The sequence below is a fragment of the Castellaniella sp. genome (assembly GCF_047971665.1).
Classification (GTDB): domain Bacteria; phylum Pseudomonadota; class Gammaproteobacteria; order Burkholderiales; family Burkholderiaceae_B; genus Castellaniella.
Map to the genome: position 1 here is coordinate 87,837 of NZ_JBKEAA010000017.1, position 15,398 is coordinate 103,234.

The 15,398-nt window shown below is 63.9% G+C and carries 11 protein-coding genes and 1 pseudogene; 2 read left to right on the forward strand and 10 right to left on the reverse strand.

Annotated elements, in window-relative coordinates:
• Together ACK5JE_RS06570 and ilvD are read right to left on the reverse strand one after the other, a co-directional pair.
• Complete coding sequence (locus ACK5JE_RS06570; RefSeq protein WP_416800894.1) at positions 1-750, reverse strand: amino acid ABC transporter permease; 750 nt, start codon at positions 748-750, stop codon at positions 1-3.
• 396 nt (positions 751-1,146) lie between these two features.
• A complete protein-coding gene (ilvD, locus tag ACK5JE_RS06575; protein ID WP_416800895.1) occupies positions 1,147-3,003 on the reverse strand; it encodes a dihydroxy-acid dehydratase in 1,857 nt (618 codons plus the stop codon).
• 69 nt (positions 3,004-3,072) lie between these two features.
• Between ilvD and ppc the strand changes: the two genes are divergently transcribed.
• Positions 3,073-5,928: a phosphoenolpyruvate carboxylase gene (gene ppc / locus ACK5JE_RS06580; protein WP_416800896.1), complete on the forward strand. Its 2,856-nt coding sequence runs from the start codon at positions 3,073-3,075 to the stop codon at positions 5,926-5,928.
• 154 nt (positions 5,929-6,082) lie between these two features.
• Here ppc and ACK5JE_RS06585 read toward each other — a convergent pair whose 3' ends face one another.
• The 8 genes and pseudogenes from ACK5JE_RS06585 to ACK5JE_RS06620 form a co-directional block, all read right to left on the reverse strand.
• On the reverse strand, positions 6,083-6,958 hold the full coding sequence (locus ACK5JE_RS06585) for an EamA family transporter (RefSeq protein WP_416800897.1): 876 nt from the start codon (positions 6,956-6,958) through the stop codon (positions 6,083-6,085).
• 51 nt (positions 6,959-7,009) lie between these two features.
• Entirely contained in the window at positions 7,010-8,293 is a 1,284-nt protein-coding gene (locus ACK5JE_RS06590; protein ID WP_416800898.1) for a TRAP transporter large permease, read from the reverse strand.
• Positions 8,284-8,820, reverse strand: a complete 537-nt coding sequence (locus tag ACK5JE_RS06595) for a TRAP transporter small permease (RefSeq protein WP_416800899.1) — start codon at positions 8,818-8,820, stop codon at positions 8,284-8,286. The genes ACK5JE_RS06590 and ACK5JE_RS06595 overlap by 10 nt, the downstream gene beginning before the upstream one ends.
• 1 nt (position 8,821) lies before the next feature.
• Complete coding sequence (locus tag ACK5JE_RS06600; RefSeq protein ID WP_416800900.1) at positions 8,822-9,802, reverse strand: TRAP transporter substrate-binding protein; 981 nt, start codon at positions 9,800-9,802, stop codon at positions 8,822-8,824.
• Between the two features lie 111 nt (positions 9,803-9,913).
• Positions 9,914-10,786 (reverse strand): SMP-30/gluconolactonase/LRE family protein, encoded by an 873-nt coding sequence (locus ACK5JE_RS06605; protein WP_416800923.1) that lies wholly within the window; start codon positions 10,784-10,786, stop codon positions 9,914-9,916.
• A 51-nt stretch (positions 10,787-10,837) separates the two neighbouring features.
• Positions 10,838-11,653: pseudogene (locus ACK5JE_RS06610) on the reverse strand (NAD-dependent epimerase/dehydratase family protein); the annotation flags it as partial.
• 16 nt (positions 11,654-11,669) lie between these two features.
• Entirely contained in the window at positions 11,670-12,575 is a 906-nt protein-coding gene (kdgD, locus tag ACK5JE_RS06615) for a 5-dehydro-4-deoxyglucarate dehydratase (protein ID WP_416800901.1), read from the reverse strand.
• Positions 12,576-12,892: 317 nt separating this feature from the next.
• Positions 12,893-13,627, reverse strand: a complete 735-nt coding sequence (locus ACK5JE_RS06620) for a FadR/GntR family transcriptional regulator (protein ID WP_416800902.1) — start codon at positions 13,625-13,627, stop codon at positions 12,893-12,895.
• A 238-nt stretch (positions 13,628-13,865) separates the two neighbouring features.
• On the opposite strand from ACK5JE_RS06620, the gene garD reads away from it, so the two are divergent.
• Entirely contained in the window at positions 13,866-15,386 is a 1,521-nt protein-coding gene (gene garD / locus ACK5JE_RS06625) for a galactarate dehydratase (protein WP_416800903.1), read from the forward strand.
• Positions 15,387-15,398 lie beyond the last annotated feature (12 nt).

Genomic DNA, 15,398 nt, shown 5'->3' on the forward strand with positions numbered 1-15,398 from the left:
CTATGCCGTTCCGCCGGGAATGACCGTCCGGCCGGATGATTCCAGACGGGGGCGCGCGCCACCGGCCCGCGCCGCCCGGGCTACGATCCGGCGGCGCCGGAACAGGATCACCCCGCCCAGCCAGAACAGCGCCTTGAGCAGCACGGCCAGGCACAGGTACAGGAAGGCGACGACAATATAGGTCTCCAGCGACAGGAACGTGATGGACTGCACATTGTTGGCCACCCCGGTCAGCTCCTCGGCCGAAATCTGCGAGGTCACCGAGGACATCAGCATCATCAGCACGAACTGGCTGGTGATGGAGGGGTAGACCTTTTCGAAGGCCGGCAGCATGACGACATGCCAGTAGATCCGCACGCGCGACAGGCCCAGACATTCGGCGGCCTCGATCTGGCCGGGCGGAACCGCATCCATGCCGGCGCGGATGATCTCGCCCGAATAGGCGCCCACATTGATGACCATGGTGATCACTGCGGCCCATTCCGCCGGCATGGTGTAGCCCAGACTGGACAGGCCAAAATAGAAAATGAAAATCTGCACCAGGAACGGCGTATTGCGCACGGTCTCGATATAGACCCCGCACAGCGCGGAAAGCCAGGGCCGGCTGCCGCGCCGGCCGATGGCGCACAGAATCCCCAGGATCAGGCCGAACACGGTCGAGGCCAGGGTCAGTTCCAGGGTGGTCAGCGCTCCATCCAGGAACATTTTCCAGTACGGTGCGAGGCCGGGAAAATTGAAGGTGTAATGCACGCCCGAGTTCCCAATCCACGTCTTAAAGATAAGACATCGTATATTTAGACAGGGAAGAACGCCCGATCGAAAAGACCTTGCTTCTGCGCATCAGTAATCAAATAAATGATTGTTGGTCTTGCGCCCGATCACGTTCCTTTCCTTATGAACCATATCCGCTTATTGTGATATGTCGTCATATAACTATGAATTCGGAATTACCCTGAAGACCCCGGAGGCGTCCCCATCGAACACGCATGAAAACGGGGCGGCAACGCGCCCCGTCACAGGGCAGCGGCTTGCGGGCCGTCGCCCTGGCCTGTCAGCCATCCCGTGGCTTCAGACTCGTCGCATCAGACGTGTGACATTGGACTCTTCACACCACGCTTCGGGCTTTGTGACATCCGCCTCGCGGCATCAGCCCAGTTGTCCCACGTCGCGCACCGCACCCCGGTCAGCCGAGGTCGCCAGGGCCGCATAGGCCCGCAACGCCTGGGAGACCTGGCGCTGCCGATTGGCGGGCTTCCAGGCCATGGAACCACGCGCCTCCATGGCGACACGGCGCGCCGCCAGCGTCTCGTCATCGATCGCCAGGTGGATGCGGCGGTTGGGGATATCGATCTCGATGGTGTCGCCGTCCTCGACCAGGGCGATGTTACCGCCCTCGGCGGCTTCGGGCGAGGCATGACCGATGACCAGCCCCGAAGAGCCGCCGGAAAAGCGGCCATCCGTCAGCAGGGCGGCACACTTGCCCAGCCCCATGGATTTCAGGTAGGAGGTGGGATAGAGCATTTCCTGCATCCCGGGACCGCCCTTGGGGCCCTCGTAGCGGATGATGACCACATCGCCGGCCCCGACCTCGCCTCCCAGGATCCCCTGAACGGAGGTTTCCTGGCTCTCGTAGACCCGTGCGCGACCGGTAAAGGTCAGGATGCTCTCGTCCACCCCGGCCGTCTTGACGATGCATCCATTGGGCGCCAGATTGCCGTACATCACGGCCAGGCCGCCATCCTGCGAATAGGCGTGCGCGCGGTCACGGATGCAGCCGGCCTTGCGGTCCAGGTCCAGGGTCTCGTAGTAACGGTCCTGGCTGAAAGCTGTCTGGCTGGGCACGCCGCCCGGCGCCGCACGATAGAAGTCCGCCACGCCCGCGCCTTGCTCGCCGAGCACGTCCCAGCGCCGGATGGCCTCGCCGAGCGTGCCGGCATGCACATTGCCCACGTTCAGATCCAGCAGATCCGCGCGGGCGAGCTCGGCCAGGATGCCCAGGATGCCGCCGGCGCGATGCACGTCCTCGACGTGGTAATCCGGCGTGGCCGGAGCGACCTTGCACAGGCAAGGGACGCGGCGCGAAATCCGGTCGATATCGGCCATGGTGAAGGCCACACCGGCCTCCTGGGCGGCGGCCAGCAGGTGCAGCACCGTGTTGGTGGACCCGCCCATGGCCACATCCAGCGTCATGGCGTTGCTGAAAGCCTCGAACGTGGCAATGTTGCGCGGCAGGACGGAAGCATCGTCCTGCTCGTACCAGCGCTTGCACAATTGCACGATCAGGGTGCCCGCCAGTTCGAACAGCCCCTTGCGCCGGGCATGCGTGGCCACCACGGTGCCGTTGCCCGGCAGCGCCAGACCCAGGGCCTCGGTCAGACAGTTCATGGAATTGGCCGTGAACATGCCGGAACAGGAGCCGCAGGTCGGGCAGGCGCTGCGCTCGACTGTCTCGGCCTGCTCGTCGGTGATGTCGGGGTCGGCGGCCTCGATCATGGCATCGACCAGATCGAGTTTGCGCACCACGGTCTTGCCATCCTTGGCGATGACCTTGCCGGCCTCCATCGGCCCGCCGGACACGAACACGGTGGGGATGTTCAGCCGCATGGCCGCCATCAGCATGCCCGGGGTGATCTTGTCGCAGTTGGAGATGCAGACCATGGCATCGGCGCAGTGCGCGTTGACCATGTATTCGACCGAATCGGCGATCAGTTCCCGCGAAGGCAGCGAATACAGCATCCCGTCGTGCCCCATGGCAATGCCATCATCCACCGCGATGGTGTTGAATTCCTTGGCCACGCCTCCCGCCGCCTCGATCTGGCGCGCGACCAGCTGGCCCATATCCTTGAGATGCACATGGCCCGGCACGAACTGGGTGAACGAATTCACCACGGCGATGATGGGCTTGCTGAAATCCCCGTCCTTCATGCCGGTGGCGCGCCAGAGGGCGCGCGCGCCGGCCATGTTGCGGCCGTGGGTCGAGGTGCGGGAACGATAGTGCGGCATAGCGGCTGTCCTGGAAACAGAAGGGGCAAAAACGCTTATGATAAATGAAGCCCTACAGAAGGAGACCCCGTGACGCCCGCAACCCCGAACGAACCCGTTTCCCCCCTGCGACAAGATATCCGGCTGCTGGGCAGGACACTGGGCGAGGTCATCCGGGACTGTGAGGGCCGCGAGGTCTTCGATGTCATCGAGAAACTGCGCCGCGCCGCCGTCAAACTGCGCCGCGAGGGCCAGGATCGCAATGGCCGCATCCTCGAGCGCCTGATCCGCCGTCTGGCCGACGGCGAGGCCAACTCCGTGGCGCGCGCTTTCAGCTATTTTCTGCACCTGTCGAACATCGCCGAGGACCGCGACCAGACACGCCGCCAGCGACAGCAATGGCAGACCGAGGGTCCCGCCGTCCCGGGCAGCCTGCGGCATGCAGTCGATCTGTTGCAGGCGACCGGTCTGTCCGGCGCCCGCATCCGCCAGCAACTGGCCTCGGCCTGCATCGTGCCCGTGCTGACCGCCCATCCCACGGAAGTCCAGCGCAAGAGCACACTGGATCTGCATCAGTCCATCGCCCGGGATCTGCGCCAGCTGGATGTACCCCACGCGCCCCTGGAAGCCGCCCGGCTGCAGGAACACCTGACCGGACTGATTGCCGCGCTGTGGCAGACCCGCATGCTGCGCCAGAGCAAGCTGACCGTGCTCGACGAGATCGACAACGCGCTGTCCTACTACACCAGCACCTTCTTCAGCACCCTGCCCCAGCTCCATCTGGACATGGGCGCGCTGCTGCGCAAGCCCGCACGTACCGTGTTCGACGTGGACAACACCCCGCTGCCGCCATTCGTTCACATGGGCAGCTGGATCGGCGGCGACCGCGACGGCAATCCGAACGTGGACGCCGGCACATTGGAGCAGGCGCTGCTGCGCCAGTGCACGCACGTCCTTCGCTACTACCTGACCGAGGTCCACGAGCTGGGCGCCGAACTGTCGGTCTCGCAGTCCCTGATGCACGTCACCCCGGCCCTGGCCGAACTGGCCAACGCCAGCCAGGACCCGTCCCCCCACCGCCAGGACGAGCCCTATCGCCGCGCCTGCATCCACATCTATGCCCGGCTGGCCGCCACCGCTCTGGCCCTGACCGGCCGGCGGCTGGCCCGGCGCAGCACTTACGACGCCCCGGCCTACGGCATGGCGGCGGAACTGGCGCAAGACCTGGACATCGTGGCCGAATCGCTGGATCAGCACCATGGCACGCTGGTCGCACGGCTGCGCCTGACGCACCTGCGCCAGGCGGTCGGCATTTTTGGCCTGCACCTGGCCACGGTGGACCTGCGGCAAAGCTCCGACGTGCACGAACGCGTGCTCGACGAACTGATGCGCCACGCGCGTGTGACGCTGGATGGCAAGTCCGTGCGCTACGCCCGGCTGTCCGAAGCCGACCGCGTCCGCGTGCTGCGCCAGGAATTGCACGAGGCGCGCCCCCTGGTGTCGCCCTGGATCGAGTATTCGGCCGAGACCACCAAAGAGTTGGCCATCCTGCGCATGGCCGCCGACTGCCGCCGCCGATTCGGCCACGCCGCCCTGCGGCAGAGCATCGTGTCCCATACCGAGACCCTCAGCGACCTGCTCGAGGTCCTGGTCCTGCAACAGGAAACCGGCCTGATCGCCCCCTCCACGACGAACACACCGGCCCCTGACAGCGGGCTGATGGTGGTGCCGCTGTTCGAGACCATCCCCGACCTGGAGCGCGGGCCGGACATCATGGACGCCTGGCTGTCGTTGCCCGAGGTCGCCTCGCGCGTGCGGCACGCGCAGCAGGGCATCCAGGAGGTCATGCTGGGCTATTCCGACAGCAACAAGGACGGCGGCTACCTGACCTCGAACTGGTCGCTCTACCAGGCCGAGCGGCGGCTGGTCGAGGTGTTCGGCAAACACCGCATCCGCCTGCGCCTGTTCCACGGCCGCGGCGGCTCGGTCGGCCGCGGCGGCGGTCCCAGCTACCAGTCCATCCTGTCGCAGCCTCCGGGCACGGTGAACCATCAGATCCGCCTGACCGAGCAGGGCGAGATCATCCAGGGGCGCTACAAGGATGCCGAGGTCGGGCGCTCACACCTGGAACTGTTCGTCGCCGCCACCCTGGAGGCCAGCCTGGCCTCCGGCTCGCCGGCCACCCGGGCCGAGGACGAATACGCCGCCCGCTACGGCAACGCCATGGCCTGGATGTCGGAAACCGCCCGGCACGCTTATCGCGACCTGGTCTACGGGACAGAGGGCTTCACGGATTATTTCTTTGCCTCGACGCCCATCCGCGAGATCGCCGGCCTGAACATCGGTTCGCGTCCCTCCTCGCGCAAGGCCCTGCAGCGCATCGAGGACTTGCGCGCCATTCCCTGGTCGTTTTCCTGGGCGCAGTGCCGTCTGCCCCTGCCCGGCTGGTACGGGATGGGCACGGCGCTCTCGCGCTACCTGTCCGAAGGCGGCCCCGACCGGGCCCTGTCACGCGAGGCACGCCTGGAGCATCTGCAGACCATGGCGCGGGACTGGCCGTTCTTTCGCACCTTGCTGTCCAACATGGAACAGGTGCTGGCCAAGACCGATCTCGCCATTGGCCGCGCCTACGCGGAACTGGTCGCCGACAAACCGCTGCGCAAGCGGATCTTCGAGCGCATCGCCACCGAATACCAGGCCACACGGGATGTCTTTCGCGTCGTCACCGGCCACGATCTGCTGGCGCACGACGCGCCTCTGCGCGATGCCCTGGCCGAGCGCTTCGCCTATATCGATCCGTTGAATCACCTGCAGGTGGAACTGCTGCGCCGCGTGCGCTCCGGCCAGCCGTCCACGCGCCGCGCCGACGAACAGGAATCGCGCGATCAGCGAGCGATCCACATGACCATCAACGGCATCGCCGCCGGCCTGAGAAACTCGGGATGAGGCAGGACACAAAATGGTCCCTGCGGACCATTTTGTGCCTGCCGAATCGAAGCGGCATGCAGGCCGCGACGTGGGGAGGGGATGCCCCAACAGCCGGGGATCTTGTGCCTGCCGAATCGAAGCGGCATGCAGGCCGCGACGTGGGGGGAGGGCCTCAGCGCCGTCTGGAATACGCGAGCAGCACGATGCCGCTCAGCACCACGGCGCCGCCCAACAGCTGCAAGCCGCTGAAGACCTGATCCAGCATCAGCCAACCGAACAGCAGGCTTGCCACGGGTTCGATGTTCATCACGGGCGCATTGCGCGCCATGTCCAGACGCGGCACGAAGACAAACAGGCCCGTGAATGCCGTCGCGTACAGAACCGACAGCGCAGCCAGAGCGACCCAGCCCTGGCTGCCGGCGGGCATATCCATGCCGCCGGAGACTACACCTGCCGCCCCGGCCACCAGCATCCCGCAGAACACGATCAAAATGGTGTAGAGGCTGCGCACAGCGCCGGGCAAAGCCGACAGACGATGCTCCGTGATCCACAACCCGCAGGAAAACACGCAGGCGGCCATGAAGGCAAAGCCGATCCCCGCCTTCCAGTCCGTCGGCATGGACGCCGAGGCCGATAACCAGGCGGGCAGATCCAGCACCAGAATCAGCCCGCACAGGATCAGCCCCATCAGCAGGCAAGCGCGACGCGTGGGCGGCAGGCCGCCGAGCGCCCATGTCAGAAGCGCCAACAGAATCGGAAACGTGTTCCCGATCAGCAGCGCCAGCGCGACCGGAATCCGGGCCACGGCCGAGTACAGACACAGGCTCTGCAAGGCAATCAACAAACCAAGCACAATCTGCCATTTGAGCACGCCGGGCGACAGACGCAGACGCGGCTGGCGCCACAGCACAAAGCCAGCCAGCGCCAGCAAAGTCAGTCCCGAACGACAGACGATGGCCAGCAGCAGCCCCGCCTGATCGTCAAAGGCGAGGCGGGCCGCCACATGGTTGGCCGCGAACAGCGATCCCACGCAAAGCAGGATCGCCACAGCAGTCCGACGCGGCAAGACAACGGTAGACATCATGCGGGCAGCCCGAGATCAGGACAACAGGAGGCCGGGCAGCCACAGAGAAAAGATCGGCACATAAGTGACCAACGCCAGGGCGACCAGAAGAGCGCCATAGAAAGGCCAGATCGTGCGCATGACCGTCCCCACCGAAACCTGCCCGATGGCGCAGCCGATGAACTGTGTGGTTCCCACTGGCGGCGTGTTCAGCCCCAGGGCGCAATTCAACAGCATCACAATCCCGAACTGAACCGGCCCCATGCCATACTGCATGCAGATGGGCAGAAAGATCGGCGTACAGATCAGGATCGTCGCGGCCATGTCGAGGAATGTGCCAAGCACAAACAGCGCGACATTGACCATCAGGAAGATGGCCCAGGGGTTATCCGAGACAGACGCCATCAGCGCGCCCGTCTTTTCCGCTACGCCATAGAAGCCGATCAGATAGCCGAAAGTCGCGGAAATTCCGATCAGCAGCAGCACGACACCGGTCGTCTTGACGGCCTTGGCCGCCGCGGCGACGAACTGCTGCCACTTGAGGGAACGATAGACCAGCGCCGTCAGCAGCAATGCATACAAGGCCGCCACGGCCGCCGATTCAGTCGCCGTAAATACGCCACTCAGGATCCCTGCGATGATCAGCACGACCACCAATATGCCGGGCACGGCCGCCACCAGGGAACGCAGCACGATCGACCAGCCCGGGAAGGTGCCGGCAGGATAGCCGCGCTTGCGCGCCACCAGATAGGCGGCGACAAGGTTGCACAACGTCAGCAGGATGGCCGGCACGACCCCGGCGGCAATCAGCGCGGCAATAGAGACCTTGCCGCCCGCCGCCAGCGTGTAGATGATGATGTTGTGGCTGGTCGGCATCAGGGCGCCGACCAGCGCGGCATGCGTGGTCACATTGACGGCATAGTCCGCATGATAGCCCTCGCGCTTCATCATCGGGATCATGACCGAACCCATGGCCGACACATCGGCCACCGGCGAGCCCGACACCCCGCCGAACAGCGTGCAGGCAAGCACATTGGACATGCCCAGACCGCCACGCACATGCCCTACCAATGCCTTGGCAAAGGCAACGATGCGGTCCGCGACACCGCCATACAGCATCAATTCCCCCGTAAAGATGAAAAACGGGATGGCCAGGAATGAAAAGACATTCATCCCCGAGGTCATCTGCTGGAACGCCACCGCAATGGGCAGGTCCTCGTAGACGATCGCGGTGATGGACGCCAGTCCAATGGAAAAGGCGACCGGCACACCGATCACCAGAAAGGCCGCGAAGGCCAGGGAAAGAATGGTCAACGCCATGAGGGTTCCACCTTCTTATTGCGTAGAACAGCGATGATATGTTCGGCGGAGAACAGAATGATCAGCACGCCCGCGATGGTGGCCGGCACATATTTCCAGCCTTCGGACAGTCCCAGATTGGGAATCTTGTACGTATGCACGGACTCGGCCAGCACCGCGCAATTCCAGGCCATGAGCAGGCCGAAGATCAGCACCAGCGCATGCACCAGCAGCAGCAAGGGACGGCGATGTTCGGCCGGCACCAGCAGCAGCAGTGATTCAAAGCCGATATGTGTGCCGTCACGCACGCCGACCGCCGCGCCCATCATGGTCACATAGAGTACGAGCAACAGGGACAGGCTCTCGGCCCAGGTCGGCGTGTTATTGAGCACATGGCGCCCGAAAACCTGGAACAGGACGGCCGAAAGCAAGGCGACCATGCCCACCACGCTGAGCAGCATGCACCATCGCGCCAGTTTTGCGCAGGCGCGCGTGTAGCCATCCGACCAGTGGATCCAACCACTGGCCGGGGTGTCGACGCGCCCCATCTTATTTCACCGCCTGGATGCGCTTGACCAGATCCCGCATCTCGTCCGTCGTCACGAAGCGATCGTAGACCGGTTTCATCACGGCCTGGAACGAGGCCTTGTCGGTTTCGACCACTTCAGCTCCGCCTTTCAGTACGATCTGAAGAGAGTTGTTCTCACGCTCGGCCCACAATTTGCGCATGTAGGCCACGGACTCGCGGGCCGCATCCTGAATGATCTTGCGATCGGCCTCGGGCAGCTTGTCCCACTGGCGCTTGGAGAACAGCAGCATCTCGGGCGTCATGGTGTGCTCGGTCTTGGAATAGTATTTCGCCACCTCATAGTGATGCCCGCTCTCATAGCTGGGGTAGTTGTTCTCCGCCGCGTCGATCAGGCCCGTCTTCAGCGAGGTATACACCTCGCCCAGCGGCATGGGCGTCGCATTGGCGCCAATCGCCTCGATCATGGCCACCGACAGATCGGATTGCTGCACCCGGATCTTCATGCCTTTGGCGTCGCTCACATTGCGGATCGGCTTGTCCCGGGAATACATCGATCGGGCACCACTGTCATACCAGGCCAGGCCGACAAACCCGGCCTGCTCGCACGAGCGCAGCATCTGATCGCCAATGTCGCTGTCGAGCACTTTATGCAGATGCTCTGTGGAGGTGAAAAGAAATGGGAGCGAAGGCACACGGGTGACCTCACAGATGTTGTGCATGGCCGCGCTACTGACGCGGGCCATGGTCAAGGCGCCCAGTTTGACCTGTTCGATCGAGTCGTTTTCGCTGCCCAGCGCACCACCGGAAAACACCTTGACGGTGATGCGCCCGCCGCTGCGCTCCTGGATCAGCTCGCCCATTTTCTTGACGGCAAGCACCGTCGGGTAGTCGTCCGGATGAATGTCAGCCGAGCGCAGCTCCAGCGCCTGAGCCGTCCCCGCGGACAGCAGGATGCCGGCGATACCGGCAAGCACAGCACGTTTCAGATTCAAATAAGACATGTCTGCCTCTCTATTTCCAAGATGGATTTGAGTGTTGAAACTGCTTAACGAACCACAGGTACTGCAAAACGGCTAAAAAAAGCGACCCACGATGCGGGCCGCTGGAATGCGTCAGCGCGCGTAGGCCGGTTCCTCGACCCCGCAGACCCCGGGTCTTAACGCAAACACCGCCCCATCCAATCCATGCGGGGCCGCATTTGGCATGCGGATCGAGGTGACGAACAAGGTATCCAGCCCCGCCCCGCCGAACGCGCACATGGCCGGCTTGGCGACCGGCACGCGCAAACTTCGATCGAGCCGCCCTTCCGGGGTATAGCGATGCACCATGCCCGCATCGTTCCCGCAGATCCAGTAGCATCCTTCGGCATCGATCGCGGCGCCATCGGGCCGGCCGCCCGCCAACGCCTCGATGAACAGGCGACGGTCGCCCGGCAGCCCCGCCTCAATGTCATAGTCGCAGGCCCAGACACACTGACGCAACGGGTGGGAATCAGACAGATACATCGTGCGGCCATCCGGACTGAACGACATGCCGTTGGGGACAATCAGATCCTCGCCCATCAGGTCCAGGCGCAGGCTGTCGCCACGCCCCGTCATGCGGTAGAGCGCGCCGACCGACGCGCCCTGTGACATATCCATCAGCATGGTCCCCACCCAGAACCGGCCCTGGCGGTCGCAGCGCCCGTCATTGAAACGCATGCCGGATCGCGCATGCGCGACATCGACCCACCGGTCTGTGGTCAGCACCTGATCGGCATCAAGGCTCAGGCGGTAGATGCCATCCTCCATGGCGCCGATCCACCCGCCTTCCTGCAAACGCGCGATACAGCCGATCTGCTGATCGGTGCGCCAACTGGTGTGCTGCTGATCACGCAGCCGCCAGCGGTGCAAGACACCAGCCGGAATATCGACCCAATACAGGGCCTGTTCACCCGGATGCCAGACCGGACTTTCACCAGTCTGATTGCGCAGATGCAGAACCAGTTCGGCCTCGCTGGCAGAACGCGTGGCGCGCCGCACGGGCGGCGTCTTTTCGAAGGGACCGGCGGCGGTGAACGCGCCGCCTTGATAGACCATGTCCGGATCGTCTGCCGGCAATGCCGGCTGGCCCTCGACCGAGTCGCGGAATGGCTCGGAACTGTCCTTGGGCGCATAGCCCAGGATGGCCGCGCCCGCATTGTCCCACCAGCCATCGCGATTATCCGAGGCGCCATACACCACCGTGTGCCCCACATCCGGGGTAAACAGGCCGCGCCGCACCAGATCGGTCAGGTCATCGTAACTGAGCCACGTGAACATCATCCGGCGATTGCGGGGCGCAGGAAAAGATGATCCGATCCGGATGCTGACCGTCTCGATTCCGTAGCGATCCTGATAAAAGGACGCCAGGTCCTCGCCAAAAGACTTGGACAGACCGTAATAACCATCAGGACGGCGGGGCGAGCGGTTATCCAGGCGCACACCCTGCCGGTGAAAGCCGATGACGTGGTTGGAGCTGGCAAACACCACGCGCCGCACCCCTTGCCGACGCATGGCCTCATAGAGGTGATACGTGCCGCGAATATTGGCCTCGATGATTTCCTCAAAAGGCCGCTCCACCGAAATCCCCCCCAGGTGCACGACCGCATCCACATCCTCCAGGAGCGCATCGACCGCATCCTTGTCGGAGAGGTCACAGCGGATGACTTCCTCATGCGGCCCGTCGGACGGGGCTGTCTCGGCGATGTCCGAGAGCCGCAGAATCTGCGCATAAGGCCGCAATGTCTCGCGCAGGACCTTGCCCAGGCCGCCAGCAGCCCCGGTCAAGAGGATGCGGTGGCAGGATTGCGCCTTGGGGGAATCGTCAGGCATGTCGGCCTTCCTTTGATCAGATCGCCTCGATCAGCTTGCGCAACGCGGCTTCTTCCTGGGCATCCAGATCCACCAGTGGCGCGCGCACCGGCCCGGACGGACGGCCGATGATGCGCGTGCCCGCCTTGACGATGCTGACGGCATAGCCGGCCTTGCGGTTGCGGATTTCCAGCATCGGCAGGAAGAACGTATCCAGCAGGTGGCCGACGGTCGCGTCGTCTCCGGTCTTGACGGCCTCGTAGAACCTCGTGGCCATTTCGGGCACGAAGTTGAAGACGGCCGACGAATACACCGGCACCCCCATCGCCCGGTACGCCTGGGCGAAGACCTCGGCGGTGGGCAGGCCGCCCAGATAGGCAAAACGGTCGCCCAGGCGGCGGCGCACCCGCACCATGTGCTCGACGTTGCCCACGCCGTCCTTGAACCCGATCAGATTCGGACATTGCTCGGCCAGTTGCTCCAGCAACGGAGCCGACAGGTGGCATTGACCGCGGTTATAGAGCAGCACACCGATATCCACCGAATCGCAGACCTCGCGCACATGCCGGGCGATGCCCTCTTCGGGCGCCTCGGTCAGATAGTGCGGCATCAGCAGGATGCCGGCAGCGCCCTTGCTCTGGGCTTCGCGGGCGAAGGCGATCGCCGTGCGCGTCGGACCGCCCGCCCCCGCCAGAATCGGCGTGTGCCCCTGGCAGGTGCGCACGGCCGTATCCACCACGCGGGAAAACTCCTCCAGCGTCAGGGAAAAATATTCCCCTGTGCCGCCAGCCGCGAACAGGGCGCGGGCGCCAAAAGGCATCAGCCATTCCAGGCGAGCCTGGTAACCCTTGGGATCAAAGTCCCCCTGGGCATCGAAATCCGTGACGGGAAACGACAGGAGTCCATCCCTCAGGATTTCCTTCAATTCCTGGCAAGTCGTCATATGCGTGGTGTCCTCTGATCTGAGAAGGTGGGCGTCACACCGCCTTATGTTTAAGTTATACGTTATCATATGACATAGCGCATGACTCAACAACAAAAATTCGCCCGGCCTAGCGTATACCCTGATACAGAGGGAAAATAGAGGATGATTTCAGCAGGAACTTGCGAAATCCCCAGGATTTTCTTTCTTATACGACGACATATGTATCGATCGTCCCGCCGCCTGGACGAGCAGCCCGGCCGTCTGGACAGGCATGGGCCGGTGGCATGACGCAAGCAGCGCCGGCATCCCCTGCCGCCGCGCCCGCAGACGCCTCGTCAGGCTTCTTGCTCAGCGGCTTCCTGGGCGCGACGCAGCCGTTCCCGGCTATTGGTGAGGTGCGTGCGCATCGCGGCGCGCGCCGCATCCGGGTCCTTGCGCACGATGGCCTGGTAGATATTCTCGTGCTCGACATGAACACGATTCAGGTAGGCGGTCCGGTCGTCTTCCGCCAGGGCCGCCGAGTCGATCCGCGTCCGCGGGATGATGGCCTTGCCCAACTGCTTGAGAATGTCGTGAAAGTAGCGGTTGCCGGTCGCCGCCGCCACCGCCAGATGGAAGGCCACGTCGGAGACCACCGCATTGCCGGTTTTTTTGCGGATATGGACGGCGAACTCGTCCAGAATGCCGCGCAGAAGCTCGATCTGCGCATCCGTGCGCCGCAAGGCGGCCAGCCCCGCCGCCTCGGTCTCGAGACTGATCCGCAATTCCAGGATCGCCAGGACATCCAGCATGGTCAGGATGTTTTCCGTGCGGATGCGCAATTGCTGTTCGTTGCGGGGTTCGAGCAAAAACGTCCCGATGCCATGCCGGGTCTCGACCAGACCCGCCGCCTGCAGGCGCGAGATCGCCTCGCGGATGACGGTACGGCTGACTCCGAAGGATTCCATCAGCGCGGACTCTGTCGGCAGTTTTTCGCCGACGTGGAATTCTCCGTGACGGATGCGTTCGGACAATGCAGCGACGACATTCTGAGTGAGATTGCGCGAACGACGAACGGGGACGGAGGCCATAGAGGGAGCCTATGAATTCGGACGGTTCATGATACTGCATTCCGCGAGAGATAACTTATATGACGACATCTTGTGAATCTTGCATTCAAATTAAAATTTAATGAATCACCACATAGGGCAACAGTTTAACGCTTGTTCTGCAAACAGGATTGTCAGCATAAATCCCTAGTTGTATGATGAGGTGACAACAAGGAGACTCCAGGTGCCAGCCACTCATCCTACGGTTCAGATCCCTCGCATGATCCGCATGCGCGCAGGGGACAATGTCGCCATCATCGCCAATGACCGGGGGCTGCCTGCCGGCGCCCGCATTGCCGATGGCCCGACCCTGCTTGAGAACATCCCCCAGGGCCACAAAGTCGCCCTGAGCGACATCCCCGAAGGAGGCTCCATCGTGCGCTATGGCGTGATCATCGGTCACGCCACCCGGGCCCTGCCCGCAGGCAGCTGGGTCTACGAGGCCGTGATGCGCATGCCGCCCGCCCCGGCGCTTGACGACCTGCCCATCTGCACCGCCCCGGCGCCCGAGCTGGCGCCCCTGACCGGCTATACCTTTCAGGGATACCGCAACGCGGACGGCTCGGTGGGCACCCGCAACATCCTGGCCATCGCCATGACCGTGCAATGCGTGGCCGGCGTGACGGAATTCGCCCTGGAACGCATCCGCCGGGAACTGCTGCCCCGCTATCCGAACGTGGATGGCGTCGTGGCGCTGCGCCACGGTTACGGCTGCGGGGTGGCCATTGACGCGCCCGGCGCGTCGATCCCGGTCAAAACATTGCGGCACATTGCGCAGAATCCAAATTTCGGCGGTGAACTCATGCTGGTCAGCCTGGGCTGCGAAAAGCTGCAACCCGAGCGCATGATGCCCGAACGCTTCAAGGATCGCGGCGAAACGCACCCGGATCTGGTGCGGCTGCAGGACGAACAGCATGTCGGCTTCGGCAGCATGATCGATGACATTCTGGCAATGGCCGAGACCCATCTGGAACGCCTCAATCACCGCCGCCGCGAAACCTGTCCGGCCGCCGATCTGGTGGTCGGCGTGCAGTGCGGCGGCAGCGACGCTTTTTCAGGCGCCACGGCCAACCCCGCCGTGGGTCATGCCACCGACCTGCTGGTGCGCGCGGGCGCCACCGTGATGTTCTCCGAGGTCACCGAGGTGCGCGACGGCATCGACCAATTGACCTCGCGCGCCGCCTCGCCTGAAGTCGCCCAGGCGCTGATCGAGCAGATGGCCTGGTACGACGATTATTTGCAGCGCGGCCGGGCGGACCGCAGCGCCAACACGACGCCGGGAAACAAGCGCGGCGGCCTGTCGAACATCGTCGAAAAGGCGATGGGGTCCATCATCAAATCCGGCAGCACCCCGATCCGCGGCGTCGTCCCGCCGGGCGAACGGGCGCAGGACAAAGGCCTGCTGTACGCCGCCACGCCGGCCAGCGACTTCATCTGCGGCACCCTGCAACTGGCGGCCGGCATGAATGTGCATATTTTCACCACCGGCCGGGGCACCCCCTACGGCCTGGCCGAGGCCCCTGTGATCAAGGTCGCGACACGCTCCGATCTGGCGCGCCGCTGGCATGATCTGATGGACATCGATGCCGGCCGGATCGCCAGCGGCGAGGCCAGCATCGAGGAGGTCGGCCAGGCGCTGTTCGAACGCATTCTGGAGGTCGCCAGCGGCCGCAAGACCTGGGCAGAGCACTGGGGCGTGACCAACGATCTGGTCCTGTTCAATCCAGGCCCGGTGACCTGAACCGCCCCGGCC